General features: G+C 68.3%; 18 protein-coding genes and 1 riboswitch. Of the genes, 7 read left to right on the forward strand and 11 right to left on the reverse strand.

What is annotated here, in order from left to right:
• The first annotated feature begins 1 nt into the window (after position 1).
• The gene (locus tag BLT45_RS03500) at positions 2–3,166 is read left to right on the forward strand and encodes an efflux RND transporter permease subunit (protein WP_093295238.1); all 3,165 of its coding nucleotides are present in this window, start codon (positions 2–4) and stop codon (positions 3,164–3,166) included.
• A 35-nt stretch (positions 3,167–3,201) separates the two neighbouring features.
• On the opposite strand, the gene BLT45_RS03505 is transcribed toward BLT45_RS03500, so the two are convergent.
• The 9 genes from BLT45_RS03505 to ilvC form a co-directional block, all read right to left on the reverse strand.
• Complete coding sequence (locus BLT45_RS03505) at positions 3,202–3,531, reverse strand: hypothetical protein (RefSeq protein ID WP_093295241.1); 330 nt, start codon at positions 3,529–3,531, stop codon at positions 3,202–3,204.
• Between the two features lie 72 nt (positions 3,532–3,603).
• Positions 3,604–4,692, reverse strand: coding sequence for a 3-isopropylmalate dehydrogenase (leuB, locus tag BLT45_RS03510; RefSeq protein WP_093295245.1), 1,089 nt, complete (start codon positions 4,690–4,692; stop codon positions 3,604–3,606).
• Positions 4,682–5,263 (reverse strand): 3-isopropylmalate dehydratase small subunit, encoded by a 582-nt coding sequence (gene leuD, locus BLT45_RS03515; RefSeq protein WP_093295248.1) that lies wholly within the window; start codon positions 5,261–5,263, stop codon positions 4,682–4,684. Before leuD ends, leuB begins: the two co-directional genes overlap by 11 nt.
• A complete protein-coding gene (gene leuC / locus BLT45_RS03520) occupies positions 5,263–6,684 on the reverse strand; it encodes a 3-isopropylmalate dehydratase large subunit (RefSeq protein WP_093295250.1) in 1,422 nt (473 codons plus the stop codon). Before leuC ends, leuD begins: the two co-directional genes overlap by 1 nt.
• Before the next feature lie 47 nt (positions 6,685–6,731).
• Positions 6,732–8,285: a 2-isopropylmalate synthase gene (locus BLT45_RS03525; protein ID WP_093295252.1), complete on the reverse strand. Its 1,554-nt coding sequence runs from the start codon at positions 8,283–8,285 to the stop codon at positions 6,732–6,734.
• Entirely contained in the window at positions 8,282–9,415 is a 1,134-nt protein-coding gene (locus BLT45_RS03530) for a threonine dehydratase (protein WP_093295254.1), read from the reverse strand. Before BLT45_RS03530 ends, BLT45_RS03525 begins: the two co-directional genes overlap by 4 nt.
• 72 nt (positions 9,416–9,487) lie before the next feature.
• Positions 9,488–9,760, reverse strand: a complete 273-nt coding sequence (locus BLT45_RS03535; protein WP_093295257.1) for an ACT domain-containing protein — start codon at positions 9,758–9,760, stop codon at positions 9,488–9,490.
• Positions 9,744–11,492, reverse strand: a complete 1,749-nt coding sequence (gene ilvG / locus BLT45_RS03540) for an acetolactate synthase 2 catalytic subunit (protein WP_093295260.1) — start codon at positions 11,490–11,492, stop codon at positions 9,744–9,746. The genes BLT45_RS03535 and ilvG overlap by 17 nt, the downstream gene beginning before the upstream one ends.
• A complete protein-coding gene (ilvC, locus tag BLT45_RS03545) occupies positions 11,489–12,496 on the reverse strand; it encodes a ketol-acid reductoisomerase (RefSeq protein ID WP_093295263.1) in 1,008 nt (335 codons plus the stop codon). Before ilvC ends, ilvG begins: the two co-directional genes overlap by 4 nt.
• A 365-nt stretch (positions 12,497–12,861) precedes the next feature.
• Between ilvC and ilvD the strand changes: the two genes are divergently transcribed.
• Positions 12,862–14,703: a dihydroxy-acid dehydratase gene (gene ilvD, locus BLT45_RS03550; RefSeq protein ID WP_093295266.1), complete on the forward strand. Its 1,842-nt coding sequence runs from the start codon at positions 12,862–12,864 to the stop codon at positions 14,701–14,703.
• Between the two features lie 7 nt (positions 14,704–14,710).
• Positions 14,711–15,562, forward strand: a complete 852-nt coding sequence (locus BLT45_RS03555; protein ID WP_175455711.1) for a phosphate/phosphite/phosphonate ABC transporter substrate-binding protein — start codon at positions 14,711–14,713, stop codon at positions 15,560–15,562.
• A gap of 26 nt (positions 15,563–15,588) precedes the next feature.
• Here the strand turns inward: BLT45_RS03555 and BLT45_RS03560 are convergent, their stop codons facing one another.
• On the reverse strand, positions 15,589–17,508 hold the full coding sequence (locus BLT45_RS03560; RefSeq protein WP_093295272.1) for an alpha/beta hydrolase family protein: 1,920 nt from the start codon (positions 17,506–17,508) through the stop codon (positions 15,589–15,591).
• Between the two features lie 131 nt (positions 17,509–17,639).
• Positions 17,640–17,740, forward strand: a riboswitch (TPP riboswitch).
• Between the two features lie 146 nt (positions 17,741–17,886).
• Between BLT45_RS03560 and thiC the strand changes: the two genes are divergently transcribed.
• The 4 genes from thiC to BLT45_RS03575 all read left to right on the forward strand — a co-directional run bounded on the left by thiC (position 17,887) and on the right by BLT45_RS03575 (position 21,339).
• On the forward strand, positions 17,887–19,773 hold the full coding sequence (gene thiC, locus BLT45_RS03565; RefSeq protein ID WP_093295275.1) for a phosphomethylpyrimidine synthase ThiC: 1,887 nt from the start codon (positions 17,887–17,889) through the stop codon (positions 19,771–19,773).
• 102 nt (positions 19,774–19,875) lie between these two features.
• A complete protein-coding gene (locus BLT45_RS03570) occupies positions 19,876–20,475 on the forward strand; it encodes a DUF4136 domain-containing protein (protein ID WP_093295277.1) in 600 nt (199 codons plus the stop codon).
• Positions 20,472–20,639, forward strand: a complete 168-nt coding sequence (locus BLT45_RS18295; protein ID WP_175455712.1) for a hypothetical protein — start codon at positions 20,472–20,474, stop codon at positions 20,637–20,639. The genes BLT45_RS03570 and BLT45_RS18295 overlap by 4 nt, the downstream gene beginning before the upstream one ends.
• Positions 20,640–20,655: 16 nt before the next feature.
• On the forward strand, positions 20,656–21,339 hold the full coding sequence (locus tag BLT45_RS03575) for an ion channel (RefSeq protein ID WP_093298435.1): 684 nt from the start codon (positions 20,656–20,658) through the stop codon (positions 21,337–21,339).
• A gap of 88 nt (positions 21,340–21,427) precedes the next feature.
• Here BLT45_RS03575 and ppa read toward each other — a convergent pair whose 3' ends face one another.
• Positions 21,428–21,982 carry an inorganic diphosphatase gene (gene ppa, locus BLT45_RS03580; protein ID WP_093295280.1) on the reverse strand — a complete coding sequence of 185 codons (555 nt, stop codon included), beginning with the start codon at positions 21,980–21,982 and terminating at the stop codon, positions 21,428–21,430.
• Positions 21,983–22,072 lie beyond the last annotated feature (90 nt).

Raw genomic sequence — 22,072 nt, forward strand, 5'->3', positions numbered from 1 at the left:
CATGCGCCGGTTCAACCTTTCCGAGTGGGCGCTGACCAACCGCAGCCTGGTGCTGTTCGCGATGATCCTCCTGGGCATCATCGGCGCGTGGTCGTACAAGCACCTGGGCCAGTCCGAAGATCCGCCGTTCACCTTCAAGGCGATGGTCGTGCGCACCGTGTGGCCGGGCGCCACCGCCGAGGAAGTCTCGCAGCAGGTCACCGAGCGCATCGAGAAGGCGCTGATGACCACCGGCAACTACGAGTTCATCCGCTCGTACTCGCGCCCGGGCGAGTCCCAGGTGATCTTCATGGCGCGCGACTCCATGAAGTCCAAGGACGTCCCCGAACTCTGGTACCAGGTACGCAAGAAGGTCGGCGACATCCGTGCAACGCTGCCCAGCGGCGTGGTCGGGCCGTTCTTCAACGACGAATTCGGCGACACCTTCGGCAACATCTACGCCCTGACCGGCGAAGGCTTCGACTATGCGGTGATGAAGGATTACGCCGACCGCATCCAGCTGGAGCTGCAGCGGGTGGACGACGTCGGCAAGGTCGAACTGGTCGGCCTGCAGGACGAGAAGATCTGGATCGAGATGTCCAACACCAAGCTGGCCACGCTGGGCATCCCGCTCAGCGCCGTCCAGCAGGCGCTCGAGGAACAGAACGCGATGACCCCGGCGGGGTTCTTCGAGACCGCCAGCGATCGCGTGCAACTGCGTGTCAGCGGCGAGTTCGATTCGGTGGACGAGATCCGCGAGTTCCCGATCCGCGCCGGCGGTCGCACGGTCAAGCTGGGCGACATCGCCGAGATCAAGCGCGGCTTCGCCGATCCGGCGGCGCCGCGGATGCGCTTCATGGGCCAGCCCGGCATCGGCATCGCCGTGGCGATGAAGGATGGCGGCGACATCCTCAAGCTCGGCGCGACGCTGGAAGCCGAATTTCAGCGCCTGCAGAAGACGCTGCCGCTGGGCATGGAGCTGCGCAAGGTCTCCGACCAGCCGGCGGCCGTGGAGGATTCGGTCGGCGAGTTCGTGCGCGTGCTCGCCGAGGCCGTGATCATCGTGCTGCTGGTGAGCTTCTTCTCGCTGGGCCTGCGCACCGGCCTGGTGGTGGCGGTGTCGATCCCGCTGGTGCTGGCGATGACGTTCGCGGTGATGCATTACTTCGGCATCGGCCTGCACAAGATTTCGCTGGGCGCCCTGGTGCTGGCGCTGGGCCTGCTCGTCGACGACGCGATCATCGCGGTGGAGATGATGGCCATCAAGATGGAGCAGGGCTTCGACCGGCTGAAGGCGGCCAGCTTCGCCTACGAATCGACCGCGTTCCCGATGCTCACCGGCACGCTGGTGACGGCGGCCGGCTTCCTGCCGATCGCCACGGCCGCCTCGAGCACCGGTGAGTACACGCGCTCGCTGTTCCAGGTGGTGACGATCGCCCTGGTCGTCTCGTGGATCGCCGCGGTGCTCTTCATCCCCTACCTGGGCGACAAGATGCTGCCCGACCTGGGCAACCCGCAGCCGCCCAAGCCGGGTTCGCTGGCTGCGCGCTGGCACGGGTTCCGCGCGCGCCTGGCCGACCGCTGGCCGCAGTACGCGATGGTGCTCGCGCCGAAGGCGCACGATGCACACGACCACAACCCGTACCACACGCCGTTCTACCAGCGCTTCCGTGGCTGGCTGGAGTTCTGCCTGCGCCATCGCTGGCTGGTGATCGGCGTGACGGTGGCGGCGTTCGTGGCCTCGATCGCGCTGTTCCGCTTCGTGCCGCAGCAGTTCTTCCCGGACTCGGTACGCCCGGAGCTGATGGTGGACCTGGAGCTCGCCGAAGGCAGTTCGCTGAAGTCCACCGACGCGCAGGCGCGCAAGCTGGAGAAGCTGCTGGCCACGCGCGAGGGCGTGCTGAACTACGTGTCGTACATCGGCACCGGTTCGCCGCGCTTCTACCTGCCGCTGGACCAGCAGCTGCCGCAGGCCAACTTTTCCCAGTTCGTGGTGCTGACCGACGACATCGCGTCGCGCGAAGCCACCCGGCACTGGCTGATCGACGAGGTCGCGCCGCAGTTCCCCGATCTGCAGTTCCGGGTGACGCGCCTGGAGAACGGCCCGCCGGTCGGCTACCCGGTGCAGTTCCGCGTGTCCGGCGAGCACATCGACCGCGTGCAGGCGCTGGCGCGCCAGGTGGCGGAGAAGGTGCGCGCGAACCCGCACGTCACCAACGTCAACCTCGACTGGAGCGAACCGAGCAAGATCGTGCGCCTGGAGATCGACCAGGACCGCGCGCGCGCGCTGGGTGTCAGCACCTCGCAGGTCTCGCACTTCCTGTCGGGGTCGCTGTCGGGCCTGAGCGTGAGCACCTACCGCGAGGGCAACGAACTGGTCGAGATCCTGCTGCGCGGCCCGGACGACGAGCGCGCGCGGCTTGACCTGCTCGGCAGCCTGGCGGTGCCGACCAGCAACGGCGGCAGCGTGCCGCTGTCGCAGGTCGCGAACCTGGAGTACGCGTTCGAGGACGGCATCATCTGGCACCGCGACCGCCTGCCGACCGTCACCGTGCGCGCGGACCTCAACAGCGACGACGTGACGCCGCCGACCGTGGTCCAGCAGATCCTGCCGACGCTGGACGAGGTGCGCGCGCAGCTGCCGCAGGGTTATCTGCTGGAGACCGGCGGCACCGTCGAGGATTCCGGGCGTGGACAGAAGTCCATCGCCGCCGGCATGCCGTTGTTCCTGCTCGCGGTCACCACGCTGCTGATGCTGCAGCTGCGCAGCTTCTCGCGCGTCTCGCTGGTGCTGCTGACGGCGCCGCTGGGCCTGATCGGCGTGACCCTGGCGCTGTTGGTGTTCCGGGTGCCGTTCGGCTTCGTGGCGATGCTGGGGACGATCGCGCTGGCCGGCATGATCATGCGCAATTCGGTGATCCTGGTGGACCAGATCGATCAGGACATCCAGGCGGGGCATGATCGCTGGCACGCGATCATCGATGCGACCGTGCGCCGTTTCCGCCCCATCGTGCTGACGGCGCTCGCCGCCGTACTGGCGATGATCCCGCTCTCGCGCAGCGCGTTCTTCGGCCCGATGGCCGTGGCGATCATGGGCGGCCTGACCGTGGCCACCGTGCTGACCCTGTTCTTCCTGCCGGCGCTGTACGCGGCATGGTTCAAGGTGAGACCGGTCGAGAACGCCTGAGAGGACGACGCGGGCCTCGGCCCGCGTCGGTTCCATCATCGTGTGGCGAAGCGCAGCGCAGGCTCGCCTTCGCCGACCGTCTCCGGATCGGTGACCAGCGCGTTTTCGTAGCCACCGCCGCTGCCGCTGTAGAGCAGGTAGACGGGCTTCTCGTTGCGCAGCAGGTCGAGCGCGTTGGCGAAATCGTCGAGGTGGTAGTGCAGCTGCGGCTGCGTGCCGTTGAGGCCGTCGACCGGCAGCGTGGCGCCGTTGGGATGGAACACCAGCTGCCCGATGTAGGTGCCGCCGGCCATCAGGCCGATGCGGCGGTCGAAGCGGTTGGCCGAATAGATGACGTGGTACTTCTCGATCTGCGTGGTCGGCATCGTCCCTGTCCTTGCGTGAGCCCCTGTCTTCGTACCAACGCAGGGGCGCACGCGATCAGGTCAGCACGCCACTCAGTCGCGCAGGTCCGCCACGTAGCAGTGCGCCTGCATCTGCTCGATCACCGCCTGGGCGGCGACCTGCGTGGACACGCCGCGACCGCCGGTGGCGAGGTCGTTGGTGAACACCTGGGCGTTCAGTGCCGCGTCCACCGCGCGCTCGATGCAGTCGGCTTCTTCATGCAGGCCCAGTGAGTGGCGCAGCAGCAGCGCGCAGCTCAGGATGGTGGCGTAGGGATTGGCGATGCCCTTGCCGGCGATGTCGGGCGCGGAGCCATGGATGGGCTCGTACAGGCCGACCTTGCCGTCGCCCAGCGACGCGGACGGCAGCAGGCCCAGTGAGCCGGCCAGCATCGAAGCCTCGTCGGTCAGGATGTCGCCGAACATGTTCTCGGTGACGATCACGTCGTACTCGCGCGGCTTGGCCAGCAGGTGCATCGCCATCGAATCGACCAGCTGGTGCTCCAGCTTCACGTCCGGGAATTCTTCGCGGCCGATCCGCGACGCCACGTCGCGCCACAGGCGCGAAGTCTCCAGCACGTTCGCCTTGTCCACCGATACCAGGTAGCTGCGGCGCTGGCGGGCCAGCTTGAACGCGCTTCGCACCACGCGTTCGATCTCGGTGACCGAATAGCTGCACAGGTCGCTGGCGCCGCGCGCATCGCGGGTCTTCTCGCCGAAGTAGATGCCGCCGGTCAGCTCGCGCACCACCACGATGTCCACGCCGGTCAGCAGGTGCGGCTTGATCGGCGAGGCGTTCAGCGCGGCCGGGTGCGGACGCACCGGGCGCAGGTTGGCGAACAGGCCCAAGCCCTTGCGCAGCGCCAGCAGGCCCTGTTCGGGACGCACCTTCGCGTTGGGATCGGACCACTTCGGTCCACCGACGGCGCCCAGCAGCACGGCGTTCGCCTGCTGGCAGCCCTGCAGCGTCGCCTGCGGCAGCGGCTCGCCGTGGCGGTCGATGGCGATCCCGCCGATGTCGTACTCGTGGAAGTCGAAGCTGTGGCCGTGGCGGCGCGCCAGCGTGCGCAGCACGGTGATGGCGGCGGCGGTGACTTCGGGGCCGATGCCGTCCCCGGGCAGTACGGCGATGTCAGCGTGCATGGCGGGTGGCCTCGTAGGTTTCGATGTCGGTGTGGCGGGCCAGCAGGTAGCCCAGCTCGTCCACGCCTTCCAACAGGCAGGTCTGCGCGAAGGCATCCAGCGGGAAGCCGAAGACGGAGCCGTCGGGCGCACGCAGTTCGCGCGCGGCGACGTCGATGCTCAGTTCGTCGTCGGGCCGCGCCATCAGCGACTGCACGATCTCCTCCGGCAGGACGATGGGCAGCAGGCCGTTCTTCAGGCTGTTGTTGCGGAAGATGTCGGCGATCTCGCTGCTGACGATGGCCCGCAGGCCCAGGTCGGTCAGCGCCCAGGGCGCGTGCTCGCGCGAGGAGCCGCAGCCGAAGTTGCGGCCGGCCAGCAGGATGCTGCGGCCCGTGTTCTCCGGCTGGTTGAACGGGAACGCCGGGTTCGGCGACCCGTCGGCCTGCCAGCGCCAGTCGTTGAAGGCGTTCTTGCCCAGGCCTGCGCGCTCGGTCGTGGACAAGAAGCGCGCGGGGATGATCTGGTCGGTGTCGATGTTGGTCTGCGCCAACACCACGCTCTTCGAGCGCAATTCGCGGAAGCCGGCCATCACGCCACCTCCTTGTGCGCGGCGAACAGCTCGCGCGGATCGCTGACGCGACCGTTCACCGCCGCCCAGGCGGCGGTCAGCGGCGACGCCAGCAGGGTACGCGCGCCGGGACCCTGGCGCCCTTCGAAATTGCGGTTGCTGGTGCTCACGGCGAGCTGGCCCGGTGCGACCAGATCGCCGTTCATCGCGATGCACATCGAACAACCGGGCTCGCGCCACTCGGCGCCGGCCTCGCGCACGACGCGGTCGATGCCCTCGGCCTCGGCTTCGCGCTTGACGATCTCCGAACCCGGCACGACCAGCATGCGTACGCCCGCGGCGACCTTGCGGCCGCGCAGGACCTGCGCCACTTCGCGCATGTCGCGCAGGCGGCCGTTGGTGCAGGAGCCGACGAACACCACGTCCACCGGCGTGCCCGCCACCGCCTGGCCGGCGCTCAGGCGCATGTAGTCCAGGCCCTTCTGGTCGGCGGCGTCGGCGGGCGCGGGAATCGGCGCGTCGACCGCGATCGCGGTACCCGGGTGCGTGCCCCACGTCAGGGTGGGGCGGATGTCGGCGGCGTCGATGCGCACCTCCGCATCGAACACGGCGCCTTCATCGCTGCGGAGCGTCGTCCAGTAGGCGACGGCCGCGTCGAACGCAGCGCCCTTCGGGCCAAGCGGCGTGCGCGCCACCCAGTCGAACGTGGTCTGGTCCGGCGCCACCATGCCGGCGCGCGCGCCGGCTTCGATCGACATGTTGCACAGGGTCATGCGCTGCTCCATGTCCAGCGCCTCGATGGCGCTGCCGCGGAACTCGAGCACATGGCCGGTACCGCCGTTGACGCCGATCACGCCGATCACGTGCAGCACGATGTCCTTGGCGCCGACGCCGGGCGCCAGCGCGCCGTCGACGGTGATCGCCATGGTCTTCGGACGGCGCTGCAGCAGGCACTGCGTGGCCAGCACGTGGCCGACTTCGCTGGTTCCGATGCCGAACGCCAGCGAACCGAACGCGCCGTGCGTGCTGGTGTGGCTGTCGCCGCAGACGATGGTCATGCCGGGCAGGGTGAAGCCCTGTTCCGGCGCGATGACGTGGACGATGCCGCGGTTCGGCGACGCCATGTCGAACAGCTCGATCCCGTACCGGGCGCAGTTGCGCGCCAGCGTCTCAACCTGCGTCTCGGCGGCCTTCGTGTAGTAGGGCAGCTTGCCGTCGGCACCGGCAGGCAGGGTGGGCGTGGAGTGATCCATCGTCGCCTTGGTCCGGTCGGGGCGACGCGGCGCGATCCCGCGCGAGGCGAGCTCGGTGAAGGCCTGCGGCGAGGTGACCTCGTGGATCAGGTGCAGGTCGATGTACAGCACGGCGGGAGCCGCGTCGGTCTCGGGGACGACGACGTGGGCGTCCCACAGTTTGTCGAACAGGGTGCGTGGCGCGGTCATGCGGGGTCCGGTGGTGCGTTGGAAAGGGGCGGGCATGCAGTGGCGGCTCAGGCGGCCGCCGCTTCCTGTTTCTCGATGCGACGCTGGCGCAGCAGGCGGTTGGCGACATCCAGCCAGGCCAGCGCGCTGGCTTCGATGATGTCCTTGCTGGTGCCGGTGCCCTGGTACTCCTCGCCCTCGCAGCGGACCGACAGGCTGGCCTCGCCGCGCGCATCGGCGCCGATGCCGACGCTGTGCACCTGGTAGCTCTCCAGCTGCAGCTGCACGCCGGTGGCGGCGGCGAGTGCGCTGAACAGCGCGTCGACCGGGCCGTTGCCCTGCGCGGTTTCGGACACGCGGTTGCCGTCCGGGTCGGACAGTTCGACCAGTGCGTTGGCGCGGCTGCCGACATCGCTGATCGTCATCGAAGCCAGGCGGTAGCCGTCGCTGACCGCCGCGTCCTGCATCAGCGCCTGCAGGTCGGCATCGCCGACCACGCGTTGTTTCTCGCACAGGGCCTTGAACTGTTCGAAGACCAGTTTCAGTTCGTCCTCTTCCAGCCAGTAACCCAGTGCGCGCAGGCGCTGTTCGACCGCGGCGCGGCCGCTGTGGCGGCCCAGCACCATCTGCGACGACGGCCAGCCCACGTCCTGCGGCTGCATGATCTCGTAGGTGCCGCGATGGCGCAGCATGCCGTGCTGGTGAATGCCGGATTCATGCGCGAACGCGTTCAGGCCGACGATGGCCTTGTTGCGCTGGACGGGCATGCCGACCAGGCGCGACAGCAGCTGCGAGGTCGGCACGATGCGGCGCGTGTCGATGCGCGTATCCAGGTTGTAGAACGCGTTGCGGACCTTCAGCGCCATCACCAGTTCCTCGATGGCGCAGTTGCCCGCGCGCTCGCCGATGCCGTTGATCGAGCCTTCCACCTGGCGTGCGCCGCCTTCGATGGCCGCCAGCGAATTGGCCACGGCCAGGCCCAGGTCGTTGTGGCAGTGGGCGCTGAACACCACCTTGTCGGCGCCCGGCACGCGGGCGATCGCGCGCTCGAACATGCCGCGGATCTCCTCCGGCGTGGTGAAGCCCACCGTGTCCGGCAGGTTGATGGTGGTCGCGCCGGCGGCGATGGCCGCGGCGATGGCCTCGTGCAGGAAATCCTCCTCGGTGCGGGTCGCGTCCTCGGCGGAGAACTCGATGTCGTCGATATGGCCACGGGCCAGGCGCACGTGCTTGTCGATGGACTCCAGCACCTGCTCGCGGCTCATCCGCAGCTTGTGCTCGCGGTGCAGCGGGCTGGTGGACAGGAACAGGTGCAGGCGCGGCTTGGCGGCGGCGGTCACCGTGCGCAGCGAGGTCTCGATGTCCGTGGCCAGGCAGCGCGACAGCACGACCAGGGTGGTGTCGCGCAGCTCGCGCGCGATCTGCGCATGCGCCTCACGGTCGGACTGCGAACTGGCGGGGAAGCCGGTCTCGATCGCGTCGACGCCGAGTTCGGCCAGGCCGCGCGCCATCACCACCTTCTGTTGTGGCGTCATGCTGCAGCCGGGGGATTGCTCGCCATCGCGCAAGGTCGTGTCGAAGATGCGGATATGCGCGGGGGAAGGGTGGGTGGGCGTGTTCACCAGATGGGTTCCTCGTGTACTTCGGTTTCCATGACGGCGGCTTCGAAACGTCGCACACCGGTCTTCGCGGGGGAAAGGGGGATGGCCGCGCGGGAAGCGCGGCCCTTGGCAGGCGAAGGTTCGCCCTCGGCGGTGCGGCGGCGCGGCTTGCGCGGCGGGCGCGGACGCACGTCGGACAGCAGTTGCGCCAGCACGGTGGCGTCGATATTGCCGCCGGAAACGACGGCGCACTTGCGCTTGCCGGCCACGCGACGGCCGGCGGCCAACGCCAGCGCGCCGGCACCTTCGGCGATCAGGTTCTCTTCCAGCGCCAGCCGCACCAGGGTCTCGCGCAGCTCGGCTTCACGCACGATCACCACGTCGTCCAGCAACTGCGTGCACAGGCGGCGGGTGATGAAGCCGGGCACTTTCACCCGCACGCCATCGGCCAGCGAGGCGACCGGATCCTTCGGGGCGGTGTCGCCCTTCATCGCGCGGATCATCGAATCCACGCCCTCGACCTGGGCGCCGACCACGCGCACACCCTGCGACTTCAGCGCCAGCGCCACGCCCGAGGCCAGGCCGCCGCCGCCGATCGGGACGATGACGACGTCAGGCGTGTAGGGCGCGATCTCGATGCCCACCGTGCCCTGGCCGGCGATCACGTCCGGATCGTCGAACGCGGACAGGAACCGGTAGCCGTTCTGCTCGGCCAGCTCCTTCGCGAAGGCGAACGCCTCGTCGTAACTGTTGCCATGCTGGCGCACGGTAGCGCCCCAATGGGCGACGCCGGCGATCTTGGTTTCCGGTGCGCCATGCGGCATCACGGTGATCGCCTGCACGCCCAACCGATATGCGGCCCAGGCCAGGCCTTGGGCATGGTTGCCTGCGGACGCCGCGATCACCGGCCGCTGGTCGCCGCGCTCGCGCCCGGCCAGCAAGGCATTCAATGCGCCGCGGACCTTGTACGAACCGGTGCGCTGCAGGTTCTCCAGTTTCAGCATGACGCCGAAACGCTCGGCGTGGTGCAGCGGCGTTGGCGGCAGATACCGGCGCAGCCGCGCCTGCGCCGCCAGCACGTCGGCCACGGTGACGACGACGTCGCCTACGTCCGGTTCGTTGCTGGCGGGGGCGCGGCCGGCATCAGGCATCGCGGCACGCGAACGGCTGATGTCGAAGAAGACGCCTCCGGACCGCGACGTCCGCGCTGGCGGGTGCGGCGTTCATGCAGCGCGGTCCTGGTGGCGACGATCCCGGCTCAGCTCCTGCACGGCACTGAAGGACAGTTCCTCCACGTCGTAGATTTTCAGCAGCTGCTGGCGCAGGGTTTCCGGCGCGCGGGTACTGTCGATCACGATCGCCAGGGCCCAATAGCCTTCGCTGTCATGGGTGGCATGCACCGCATGGGGCGGAAAGCCACGACGCTCGATCATGCCCAGGACGCGGATCAGCGCGCCTTCGGCAGGTTTGAGCTTCAGTTCAAGCCGGTAACGCATTCTTTTTCTCCGGGCCGTCGGCCGCGTCGGCAGGCTCGGCGGATGGTTTCGCGGGATTGGCATCCAGCATCGAGCTGTTGGCGTGGTTCGGCGGCACCAGCGGCCAGACGTTCGCCTTGATGTCGATGGTGACGTGCAGCAGGGCGGGGCCGGGCTGGGCCAGCAGATCGGCCAGGGCGTCCTCGACCTCGTCGCGCAGGCTGATGTGGCGGGCCGGGATGCCGAACACGCGCGCCAGTGCGGCGAAGTCCGGGTTGTCGGACAGGTCGATCTCGCTGTAGCGCTCGGCGAAGAACAGTTCCTGCCACTGCCGCACCATGCCCAGCGCGCTGTTGTCGATCAGCACGATTTTCACGGGCAGCTTGCAGCGGGCGATGGTGGCCAGCTCCTGCACGTTCATCATGAAACCGCCATCGCCGTTGACCAGGATGACGGTGCGGTCGGGGCAGGCGAACTGCGCGCCCATCGCCGCCGGCAGGCCGAAGCCCATCGTGCCCAGCGCGCCGCTGGTCAGGTGGTTGCGCGGATGGGTGAACTTGCAGTGCTGCGCCACCCACATCTGGTGCTGGCCCACGTCGCAGGCGACGATCGCATCCGCCGGCGCCACTTCGCTCAACCGCTTCAGGAGGCCGGGTGCGTAGATGTCGGTGCCGGGTGCGTCGTAACGGAAACCGAAGCGCTCGCGATTCGCCATGCAACGCTTGCGCCATTCTTCGCAGGTGCTGCGTGCGGCACCCAGCGTACGCAGGCTGGCGGCGACATCCCCGGGCACGGCGACGTCGGCGGTACGCAGCTTGCCGATCTCGTAGGCATCGGCATCGATATGCAGCACGCGGGCGAACGGGGCGAACTCGGCCAGCTTGCCGGTGGCGCGGTCATCGAAGCGCGCGCCGACGACGATCAGCAGGTCGCATTCCTGCACCGCCATGTTGGCCGCCCGCGTGCCGTGCATGCCCAGCATGCCCAGGTAATGCGGGTGGCTGGCGGGCAGGGCGCCCAGGCCACGCAGGGTCAGTACGGTGGGGATCTTGGTCGCATCGACGAACTGGCGGAACGCATCCACCGCGTCTGCGATGCCGATGCCGCCGCCGCCGTAGATCACCGGCTTCTCGGCGCCGGCGATCGCGGCCAGCGCATCGGCCAGCTTCGCGTCCTCCGGTGTCGGGATCGGATCGACGCTGGCCGGCACGTGGTCCGGCAGATGCGAGGCATCCGACATCTGCACGTCCTTGGGCAGGTCGATCAGCACCGGGCCGGGCCGGCCTTCGCGCGCGATGCGGAAGGCTTCGCGCACCATCTCCGGCAGATCGTCCACGCGCCGCGCGACGAAGCTGTGCTTCACGATCGGCAGGGTCAGGCCGAACACGTCCAGCTCCTGGAACGCATCGGTGCCCATCAGCGTGGTGGCGACCTGGCCGGTCAGGCAGACCATCGGCACCGAATCCAGCATCGCGTCGGCGATGCCGGTCACCAGGTTGGAGGCGCCGGGGCCCGACGTGGCCACGCACACGCCGACCTTGCCGCTGGCGCGGGCATAGCCGTTCGCGGCCAGCGCGGCCCCCTGCTCATGCCGCACCAGGATGTGCTTGAGGTTGGAATCCACCAGCGCGTCGTAGAACGGCATGATGGTGCCGCCGGGATAGCCGAACAGCGTGTCCACGCCCTCGGCTTCCAGGGCGTGGGCCAGCCAGCGGGCGCCATTGCGTGGGGCAGTGGCCGCGGCGGCGTTCATGCGGCGGCCTGCTCGTCTGTCTTCGGTTGCGGGGCGTTGGCCTGCAGCCACACCATCTTCGCGCGCAGTTCCTTGCCGACCTTCTCGATCGGGTGGTCCTTGTCCGCCTGCTGGAACTTCTTGTAGTTCGGCAGGCCCGCGTCGTACTCGGCCTGCCAGTTGCGGGTGAAGGTGCCGTTCTGGATATCGGTCAGCACGTCCTTCATGCGCGCCTTCACCGAGGCGTCGATGACGCGCGGACCGCTGACGAAGTCGCCGTACTGCGCGGTTTCGGAGATGAATTCCAGCATGCGGGTGATGCCGCCTTCGTAGAACAGGTCGACGATCAGCTTCAGTTCGTGCAGCACTTCGTAGTAGGCGATCTCCGGCTGGTAACCGGCTTCCACCAGCGTCTCGAAGCCGGCCTGTACCAGCGAGGAAGCGCCGCCGCACAGCACGGCCTGCTCGCCGAACAGGTCGGTCTCGGTCTCTTCCTTGAAGGTGGTCTTGATGATGTTGGCGCGCGCGCCGCCCAGGCCGCCGGCGTAGGCCAGCGCGAACTGCTCGGCCTTGCCGCTCTTGTCCTGGTGGACGGCGTAGATGCAGGGCACGCCACGGCCGATCTCGTACTCGCGACGCACCAGCGCGCCCGGGCCCTTCGGCGCGACCAGCACCACGTCCAGGTCGGCGCGCGGTTCGATCATGCCGAAGTGGACGTTGAGGCCGTGCGCGAACAGCAGCACGGCGCCCTGCTTCATGTTCGGCGCCAGCACGTCGGCATAGAGCTTCTTCTGCACCATGTCCGGCGTCAGCACCGCGACCAGGTCGGCGTCCTTCACCGCGTCGGCCGGCGCCTTCACCACGAAACCATCGGCCTCCGCCTTGGCTTCCGTCGGGCCGCCCGGGCGCAGGCCCACCGTCACGTCGAAACCGGAGTCGCGCAGGTTGAGCGCGTGCGCGCGACCCTGGCTGCCGTAGCCGACGACGGTGATCTTGGGATGCGGGAGAGCGTTGGCGGTGGTCATGGTGCGGGTTTCCTGAGGGTTGATGGGGAATCGAAGGGGCTTAAACAAAAAACCCCGCACTTCTCAGTGCGGGGTTTTGCGAATCTGGCGTTTCTGCTGCTTACACGCCGGTCCGTCCCGCACTTGTGGGCGAGGTAATAAGGACGAGTACGAGGAAGGACGCCGCAGCGGATGCGGTGGGGTCGTTCGTCGTGGGCGTGTGGCGCTGCAACATGCAGCAAGAGAAACATGCCGCTCCGAACCGTGTCAAGCGCTTTTCCGGCGTTTGCGACGATCGGATGATTTCAGTCGAGATGGTTGCAACTGAAACCTAGAAAACGCCGCAGAATCAGCCTCCCCACGCTGTCGCACCGCCGGCTGTTTCCATGCCCGAGTACCGTTCCAAGACGTCCACCCACGGCCGCAACATGGCCGGCGCCCGCGCGCTCTGGCGCGCCACCGGCATGAAGGACGAGGACTTCCACAAGCCCATCGTCGCGGTGGCCAACTCCTTCACCCAGTTCGTGCCCGGGCACGTGCACCTCAAGGATCTGGGTCAATTGGTTGCACGTGAAATCGAACGGGTAGGCGGGGTCGCCAAGGAATTCGACACCATCGCCGTCGACGACGGCATCGCGATGGGCCACGACGGCATGCTGTACTCGCTGCCGTCGCGCGAGGTCATCGCCGATTCGGTCGAGTACATGGTCAACGCGCACTGCGCCGATGCGCTAGTGTGCATCTCCAACTGCGACAAGATCACCCCCGGCATGCTGATGGCCGCGCTGCGGCTCAACATCCCCACCGTGTTCGTGTCGGGCGGCCCGATGGAAGCCGGCAAGACGCGTCTGGCCGATCACAAGCTCGACCTGATCGATGCGATGGTGATGGCCGCCGACCCGAACGCCAGCGACGAAGAGGTCGCCGCCGTCGAACGCAGCGCGTGCCCCACCTGCGGCTCGTGCAGCGGCATGTTCACCGCCAACTCGATGAACTGCCTGACCGAGGCGCTCGGCCTGTCGTTGCCGGGTAACGGGACGGTCGTGGCCACGCATGCCGACCGTGAGCAGCTGTTCAAGCGCGCGGGTGTGGTCGCCGTGGAGCTGTGCCATCGCTGGTACGGCGGCGAAGACGCGACGGCGCTGCCGCGCGGCATCGCCACATTCGAGGCGTTCGAGAACGCGATGACGCTCGACATCGCGATGGGCGGTTCCACCAACACCATCCTGCATCTGTTGGCCGCGGCGCAGGAGGGCGAGGTGCCGTTCGACATGCGCGACATCGACCGCCTGTCGCGCCGCGTACCGCAGCTGTGCAAGGTCGCGCCGAACACGCAGAAGTACCACATCGAGGACGTCCACCGCGCCGGCGGCATCATGGCGATCCTCGGTGAACTCGCGCGCGGCGGCCTGCTGCATACCGGGGTCGCCACCGTGCATGCGAAGTCGCTGGGTGATGCGATCGCGAAGTGGGACGTCACGACCAACGACGATGACGCCGTCACGACCTTCTACAAGGCGGGGCCGGCCGGCATTCCCACCCAGGTCGCCTTCAGCCAGGCCACGCGCTGGCCCTCGCTGGACACCGATCGCGCCGAAGGCTGCATCCGCAGCGTCGAACATGCGTTCTCGCAGGAGGGCGGCCTGGCCGTGCTCTACGGCAACATCGCGGCGGACGGCTGCGTGGTGAAGACGGCCGGTGTGGACGAGTCCATCCACGTGTTCGAAGGCACCGCGCGCGTCTTCGAAAGCCAGGATGCGGCAGTGGCCGGCATCCTCGGCGATGAGGTGAAAGCGGGCGACGTGGTCGTCATCCGTTACGAAGGCCCCAAGGGCGGGCCCGGCATGCAGGAAATGCTGTATCCGACCAGTTACCTGAAGTCGAAAGGGCTCGGGAAACAGTGCGCGCTGCTGACCGATGGCCGTTTCTCGGGCGGCACCTCCGGCCTGTCGATCGGACACGCCTCGCCCGAAGCGGCGGCGGGCGGCGCAATCGGTCTGGTGCGCGACGGCGACCGCATCCGCATCGACATTCCGCAACGCACGATTTCGCTGCTGGTCTCCGACGAGGAGCTGTCGGCGCGTCGCGCGCAACAGGACGCGAAAGGGTGGAAGCCCGCGCAGCCGCGTATGCGCAAGGTCAGCACCGCACTGAAGGCTTACGCCCTGCTCGCGACCAGCGCCGACAAGGGTGCGGTACGCGACAAGCAGCTGCTGGATGGTGTCTGATAGCGGGATGACCCGCGCCCTCTTCGTCGTCGTCCTGTCGCTGTTGTCCGTCGTGCCTGCGTGGGCCCAGCAGGCGCAACCGCGCGCCTGGGTGATCGCCACCTATGCGTATCCGCAGCGCGATCGCGCGGCCGCGATCCAGCCGCTCGCCGACTATCTCGGCCTGCGTGCCCGGCATGGGGTGCAGGTCCGCGTGTTCGATTCGCCCACGGCGCTGGTCGACGCGCTGCGGCGCGGCGACGTCGACGTGGCGGTGCCAAACCTGCACGGCTATCTGCAGGCACGCCACGCCAGCGAGCCGCTGACGACCTTGCCCGTACCGCAGGTGCCGGCGTTGCAGGCGGACCGCTACCGCGCCGTGCTGGTCGGCCGGCAAGGCCTGGAGGCCGCGGGCGAGCTGGAACGGCAGGCGAGGACGCTGCGCCTGGCGCTGGTCGGTCGCGATTCGGCGTCCGGTGGGTTCGTGCCGGTGCGCGAGCTGCGCCGACGCGGTCTGGAACCCGAAACCGCGTTCGCCCATCTCGCGTACGCCGGTTCGCATGCGGCAGCCCTGGAGGCCGTGGCGACCGGGCGCGCCGACGTGGCGGCGCTTGCGGCCGATGTCTACGACGCCGACCGCCCGGCCGGCGTCGTCGAACTCTGGCGCTCGGCGCCCATCGCGCCCGGCCCGCTGCTGTGCCGCCCCGCGGCCGATGTGCCGTGCCAGCAGTTCACGGCCTGGCTGCTGGAAGCCCACGACGAGGCTCCGGCCGTGATGGCCGCGCTACGCGCGGGCTGGCCGGAGTTCGGCGATGCGCAACGCTTCACGGTGCCGGAGCGCGCGCTCCTCGATGCATCGATGATGCAGGTCGAACCCTAGGCGCGCGGGGCGAGGCCGGCGGTGCGTCATGGCGTGGGCGGACCGATGTGCCGCGCAAGGAATGTTTCGAGCGTCCGATAGAACGCGATGTTGTTGGCATCGGCGTAGAAGCCGTGGCCCTCGCCGGCCACCGCCATCCATTCCGGGGCACGGCCCGCGCGTTCCAGTGCCGCGCGCATGGCCCGCGCCTGGGCGATGGGCGCGCGCTCGTCGATTTCGCCGTGCACCAACAGTACGGGTGCCGTGATCCGTGCAGCGAGCGTCGTGGGCGAGGCGGCGGCCAAGGCCGCTTCATCGCGACCGATGGCACGCACGAGGTAGTTGTTGCCGTACTGCGTGCTGCGGATATCGCCCTTGGCGTACATCATCTTGAGGTCGTATATCCCGGCGAAGCCGGCCGTGCACTTGATCTGGTCCGGTGCCCGCGCCGCCAGCATCAGGGCCGAGTAGGCGCCGAAGCTGGCGCCGTACGCGCAGACGCGGTTCCCATCGGCATACCCCTGCGCGATCGTCCAGCGCAGGCCTTCCAGGATGTCGTCCTGCACCCGCGTGCCCCATTTCAGGTAGCCGGCCTCCACGAACGCGCGGCCACGTCCGCCGGAGCCGCGGTAGTTCACCTGCAGGACCAGGTAACCACGGCTGGCGAGGAACTGCGCATCCTGGTCGAACGCCCAGTCGTCGCGGATCGCGTGGGGGCCGCCATGCGGCATCACCACGGTGGGCAGGCCGGCCGGCGTCGTGACGCCCGCCGGCAGGGTCATGAAGCCTTCCAGTTCCATGCCGTCGCTCGCACGGAAGCGGAAAGCGCGCCGCTCGCCCATGCGGGCGGTATCCAGGCCCTCCCGGCTCGAAAGCAGGAGCGATGCTTTGCTCTGCGCGCGATCGAACAGGTACCAGCTCCCGGGGTCGCGATCGCTGGAGACGTACAGCAGCGACCTGTTGCCATCGCGGCTGTGGTCCGCGTACGCGACATAGTGATCGGGGAAGGTGTTGGACAGCGCCTGGTGCAGTACGGCGTCCGCGGACTGTGCGTCGATGTAGGTCGCGCGCGGTCGGCCGTCGTCGATCACCGCGGCGAAGGGCTCGGCAGGCGCCGCCGCCCATTCGATGTCGGATACGCTGCGCAGCGCGTGGTGCGCGAGCACGCGGCGCTCGCGACCGTCCGGCGAAGACACGACGAGGCTGGAGGGGCCGCCATTGATGGCCTGGAGCCCGAACACGCGGGTCCCGTCTGCGCTGAATGCATACGGCGTCCACGCCATTCCCGGGGCATCCGGTACGACCGGCATCCAGTTCCTGCCCTGCTCATCGGCGATGAACAGCAAAGGTCGGTCGTTGTCGTCGGTGCCCGACGCGAACCGGGGCACGCCGCGCGGGTCCAGCGTGAACTGCAGGTCCTTGACGTCGATATCGGCGACCAGCCTGCCGGTCGCGTTGCCGGCGTCCACGTCGTACAGCTGCGACCGCTGCGTGCCGCGCGACAGGCGGCGCATGTAGAAGCGGCCGTTGGGCGTGGCGGGCACGCCTTCGATGTAGCCGAAGCCGGCTTCGACGCCGGCCGTCCGCAATGTCTGCTGATACCCGAACAGGTACTTCTGGTTCTTGCCGTCGGCGTCGGTGGCGATGATGTCGCCCGTCGGGATGGGCGCCTCGCGCGAGCCCAACTTGCGCCCCTTCGCCAGCACCAGGCGGGTGTTGCCGACCCACGCCACCTGGGTGGGAAGCTCGAAGCGCGGCAGCCGCAGGAGCGCGGTACGGTGCATGTCCCCCGTGCGGTGGATGACCAGCGCGTGGTGGCCCTCGCCGAGGTCCGCGGTGATCGCCACGTGGGCGCCATCCGGCGACAGGCGCGGCGAGTGGAGCCGATTCGCGGCGACGAACGCCTCGATGGGCACGGGTGCCTGGGCGGTCGCCGCGACGGCGGGCAGGGCCAACAGAATGCCCATAACGAACATCGTTCTGAATCCCATCATCCCCTCGTCCTTGTCCCATCCCGGGCCCCTGCCGCCCAGCATATCCCGACCGCAGGGCGCCGGATCGCGCAGGCGGCGCCCGACGCCGGGTTATGGTCTAATTCGCGCCGAAGCGGGGGTATCGCCGGCCGGGCCGGTGATTGAGACAGACCCTTCGAACCTGATCCGGTTGAGACCGGCGTAGGGAAGCTTCGCAGGCTGCGCCGTGTTGCCGTGTCGCCCTCCCCGGGCCCGCCCTCCGTCCGCCGCCGCGCCGCCGCTTCGTCCGTGATGCGAATCCTCGTATCCCGCTATGCGAATCCCTCGCAAGAGCCCGCACATCTCGTGCGGGATTCGAAAAGGACGAAGCCGATGAATGCCATTCCCAAGCCCGCCGCCGATCTGCTGCAACAGACCGGGCAACTTTCCGAGTCCGTGACGCGTCCGATCCCGGGTTCGCGGAAGATCTTCGTCGAAGGCTCGCGCGCGGACCTGCGGGTGCCGATGCGGGAGATCGCGCTGACCCAGACGCCGACCCTGTTCGGCGGCGAGGAGAACGCGCCGGTCACGGTGTACGACACGTCGGGCCCGTATACCGATCCCGGCGCGAGCATCGACCTGTCCGCCGGCCTGCCGGCGCTGCGCGCGAAATGGATCGAAGAACGCGGGGACACCGAGCAATTGCCGGCGTTGAGTTCGGAGTTCGGCCGGTCGCGCGAAGCGAACGCCAAGCTCGACAGCGTGCGCTTCCCCGGCCGCATCCTGCCGCGCCGCGCGAAGGCGGGCGCCAACGTCAGCCAGATGCACTACGCCAGGCGCGGCATCGTCACGCCGGAAATGGAATACGTCGCCATCCGCGAGAACCAGCGGCTGGATGCCGTGCGCGAGGCCCACCTGCTGGCGCAGCATCCGGGCGAAAGCTTCGGCGCCAGCATCCAGACGTTCATCACCCCGGAGTTCGTGCGCGACGAGATCGCCCGCGGCCGCGCCATCCTGCCGAACAACATCAACCATCCGGAAAGCGAGCCGATGATCATCGGCCGCAACTTCCTGACCAAGATCAACGCCAACATCGGCAACAGCGCCGTGTCTTCCGGCATCGCCGAGGAAGTGGAGAAACTGGTGTGGTCGATCCGCTGGGGCGGCGACACGGTGATGGACCTGTCCACCGGCAAGCACATCCACGAGACGCGCGAGTGGATCATCCGCAATTCGCCGGTGCCGATCGGCACCGTGCCGATCTACCAGGCGCTGGAAAAGGTCGACGGTCGTGCCGAGGCACTGACCTGGGAGATCTTCCGCGACACCCTGATCGAGCAGGCCGAGCAGGGCGTGGACTACTTCACCATCCATGCCGGCGTGCTGCTGCGTCATGTGCCGCTGACGGCCAAGCGCGTGACCGGCATCGTCTCGCGTGGTGGCTCGATCATGGCCAAGTGGTGCCTGGCGCATCACAAGGAGAACTTCCTCTATACGCACTTCGAGGACATCTGCGAAATCATGAAGGCCTACGACGTCGCCTTCTCGCTGGGCGATGGCTTGCGCCCGGGGTGCATCGCCGATGCCAACGACGCGGCGCAGTTCGGTGAACTCGAAGCGCTCGGTGAGCTGACCAAGATCGCCTGGAAGCACGACGTGCAGTGCATGATCGAAGGTCCCGGCCACGTGCCGATGCAGCTGATCAAGGAGAACATGGACAAGCAGCTGCGCGAGTGCGGCGAGGCGCCGTTCTACACGCTCGGCCCGCTGACCACCGACATCGCGCCGGGCTACGACCACATCACGTCCGCGATCGGCGCGGCGATGATCGGCTGGTTCGGCACGGCGATGCTCTGCTACGTCACGCCGAAGGAACACCTGGGCCTGCCGAACCGGCAGGACGTGCGCGACGGCATCATGGCGTACAAGATCGCCGCGCACGCCGCCGACCTGGCCAAGGGGCACCCGGGTGCGCAGGTGCGCGACAACGCGCTCAGCAAGGCGCGCTTCGAGTTCCGCTGGGAGGACCAGTTCCACCTGGGCCTGGATCCCGAGAAGGCCAAGGAATTCCACGACGAGACCCTGCCCAAGGACGCGCACAAGCTGGCCCACTTCTGCAGCATGTGCGGGCCGCATTTCTGCAGCATGAAGATCACCCAGGACGTGCGCGACTACGCGGCCGAGCATGGCGTGGACGACCAGCAGGCGCTGGCCGACGGCATGGCGGAGAAGTCGGCGGAGTTCCTTGCGCAGGGTGCGCAGGTGTATCGTCAGGGCTGAACCGGGGCGCGGGTCCGTTGCGACGGATCGGCCCGGGGATGCGTAAAGGTGGAAAGGGGCCGCCGATCGCGGCGGCCCATGCCGAACCTCCGGAGACCTGCCATGACCCCGATCGCCCGCCTGACCCGCCGCAGCCTGCTGCTGGCCGCCACGTTGCTGCTGGCCGCCTGCGCGACCGGTCCCCGCGTCACCAGTGACGTCGACCCATCCGCCAACTTCGCGCAGTACCGCACGTTCGCGTTCTACACGCCCCTGGCGATCGAGAGTCAGGGCTACGCCACGCTCACCAGCGGGCGCACCAAGGATGCGGCGCGCGCGCAGATGGAAGCACGCGGCTACGTGTACGACGAGAAGTCGCCCGACCTGTGGGTGAACCTCAACGCCTACATGCAGGAGAAGACCGACGTCGTCAACACGCCGGAAGTGGATTACGACTACTACTACAGCTACCGCTCGCGGCGTTACTTCGCCGTGCCGTACTGGCGCGACCGTACCGATGTCTACAAATACACCGAAGGCACCCTCAACGTGGACCTGGTGGATGCGAAGCAGAACCGCCTTGTCTGGACGGGCGTCGCCGTCGGCCGCGTCGGCCGCACCAAGCCGGAGGAGCGCGGGACGAAGATCGACGCCGCCGTCGCGGAGATCTTCCTGCGCTATCCGTATCGCGCCGGCAGCGGTGCGACCGCGGTGGCCCCGTGAAGGGCAGCGGCAGCGGCATCGCGAAGGCGGGCATCGGCTTCGGTACCGCACTGGCGATCACCATTTCGTGGAGCGCCAACAAGTCGCTGCTGTGGGCGGTGATCCACGGCGTGCTGTCGTGGATCTACGTGGTCTACTACGCGCTGGTCTACCACTTCAAATGAAGGTCGCGGCATGACGATGCCCCTGGCGTGGCTGCGCTGGCTGGTCACGGCGCGGCGCCACCCGTGCGCCTTCCTGCTGATCGTGCAACTGGCAGGCATCCTGCTGTACCCGGTGATGGAAGACACCCAGGCCGGCCGCGCGTTGTTCGGCGCGTTCGGCATCCTGGTGCTCGCGCTGGCGCTGTGGGTCGTCAACCGTAGCGCGGCGGTGAATTGGATCGCCTGGTCGCTGGCGGTGCCCTCGGTGCTGCTGTCGGTGTCGGCGGCGCTGTTCGACCTGCCCTCGCTGGGCGTCTACGCCCACCTGCTGGAAAGCGGCCTGTACTTCTATACGGCCGGCAGCCTGATCGCCTACATGCTGCAGGACCACTCGGTCACCAGCGACGAACTGTTCGCCGCCGGGGCCACGTTCACGCTGCTGGCCTGGGCCTTCGCGTTCGCTTTCTCGGTCTGCCAGCAGTGGTATCCGGGCAGCTTCACCGCGGCGGTCGATCCGACCTCAGCGCGCAGCTGGATGGAGCTGCTGTTCCTGAGCTTCAGCCTGCTCTCGGGCGTCGGCTTGAGCGACGTGGTGCCGATCCTGCCGCAGGCGCGCGCGCTGGTGATGCTGGAGCAGTTCGCGGGGGTCATGTACATCGCCGTCGTCGTGTCGCGGCTGATCGGGCTGACGATGCTGCGTCCGCCCCGCAGGCCGGAGTGATGCGGGCATCGCCCGTCCGCAGGGCCCATCAACAAGAAGGCCGCCCGAGGGCGGCCTTCCTTTTACGCTTGCGGGACGTGCGAGGCGATCAGAACTTGTGCTTCTCGTCTTCCGGCTGGGCGGCCTGGCGGGCGATCGCATCGACCAGCACGGCCTTGGCTTCGGCGGCGTTGCCCCAGCCGTCGAGCTTGACCCACTTGCCCTTCTCCAGATCCTTGTAGTGCTCGAAGAAGTGGCCGATGCGCTCCAGCCAGTGCGGGCTGACCTGGTCGATGTCGCTGATGTGGCTGTAGCCGGCGAACACCTTATCCACCGGCACCGCCAGCAGCTTCTCGTCGCTGCCGGCTTCGTCGCTCATGCGCAGCACGCCGACCGGGCGGCAGCGGATCACCGAGCCGGGGATCAGCGGCAGCGGCAGCACGACCAGCACGTCGGCCGGATCGCCATCGCCGCACAGGGTGTGCGGGACATAGCCGTAGTTGCAGGGGTAGCGCATCGGGGTGGAGAGGATGCGGTCGACGAAGATCGCGCCGCTGGCCTTGTCCACCTCGTACTTCACCGGCTCGGCGTCCTTCGGGATCTCGATGATGACGTTGATTTCGTCCGGCGGATTCTTGCCGGCGGTGACCAGATCCAGGCCCATTGCGTGCTCCGAGGGGGTGCGGTGAAAGAGGGCCCGCATTTTACGCGCTTGGCTGCTGCGGCGCAGCAGGACCGGCCTCGGCCCTGGCCG

Source organism: Pseudoxanthomonas sp. CF385, from assembly GCF_900104255.1.
Classification (GTDB): Bacteria; Pseudomonadota; Gammaproteobacteria; order Xanthomonadales; family Xanthomonadaceae; genus Pseudoxanthomonas_A.

What these genes read in the sequence shown, in the direction of transcription:
- BLT45_RS03555 (WP_175455711.1), top strand. Translation starts at nt 14,711, where the DNA reads ATGACCCGCGCCCTCTTCGTCGTCGTCCTGTCGCTGTTGTCCGTCGTG.
- leuC (WP_093295250.1), bottom strand. Translation starts at nt 6,684, where the DNA reads ATGACCGCGCCACGCACCCTGTTCGACAAACTGTGGGACGCCCACGTC.
- ilvD (WP_093295266.1), top strand. Translation starts at nt 12,862, where the DNA reads ATGCCCGAGTACCGTTCCAAGACGTCCACCCACGGCCGCAACATGGCC.
- BLT45_RS03500 (WP_093295238.1), top strand. Translation starts at nt 2, where the DNA reads ATGCGCCGGTTCAACCTTTCCGAGTGGGCGCTGACCAACCGCAGCCTG.
- BLT45_RS03505 (WP_093295241.1), bottom strand. Translation starts at nt 3,531, where the DNA reads ATGCCGACCACGCAGATCGAGAAGTACCACGTCATCTATTCGGCCAAC.
- BLT45_RS03535 (WP_093295257.1), bottom strand. Translation starts at nt 9,760, where the DNA reads ATGCGTTACCGGCTTGAACTGAAGCTCAAACCTGCCGAAGGCGCGCTG.
- BLT45_RS03560 (WP_093295272.1), bottom strand. Translation starts at nt 17,508, where the DNA reads ATGGGCATTCTGTTGGCCCTGCCCGCCGTCGCGGCGACCGCCCAGGCA.
- BLT45_RS03570 (WP_093295277.1), top strand. Translation starts at nt 19,876, where the DNA reads ATGACCCCGATCGCCCGCCTGACCCGCCGCAGCCTGCTGCTGGCCGCC.
- thiC (WP_093295275.1), top strand. Translation starts at nt 17,887, where the DNA reads ATGAATGCCATTCCCAAGCCCGCCGCCGATCTGCTGCAACAGACCGGG.
- ilvG (WP_093295260.1), bottom strand. Translation starts at nt 11,492, where the DNA reads ATGAACGCCGCCGCGGCCACTGCCCCACGCAATGGCGCCCGCTGGCTG.
- BLT45_RS03575 (WP_093298435.1), top strand. Translation starts at nt 20,656, where the DNA reads ATGCCCCTGGCGTGGCTGCGCTGGCTGGTCACGGCGCGGCGCCACCCG.
- BLT45_RS03530 (WP_093295254.1), bottom strand. Translation starts at nt 9,415, where the DNA reads ATGCCTGATGCCGGCCGCGCCCCCGCCAGCAACGAACCGGACGTAGGC.
- leuB (WP_093295245.1), bottom strand. Translation starts at nt 4,692, where the DNA reads ATGCACGCTGACATCGCCGTACTGCCCGGGGACGGCATCGGCCCCGAA.
- ppa (WP_093295280.1), bottom strand. Translation starts at nt 21,982, where the DNA reads ATGGGCCTGGATCTGGTCACCGCCGGCAAGAATCCGCCGGACGAAATC.
- ilvC (WP_093295263.1), bottom strand. Translation starts at nt 12,496, where the DNA reads ATGACCACCGCCAACGCTCTCCCGCATCCCAAGATCACCGTCGTCGGC.
- leuD (WP_093295248.1), bottom strand. Translation starts at nt 5,263, where the DNA reads ATGGCCGGCTTCCGCGAATTGCGCTCGAAGAGCGTGGTGTTGGCGCAG.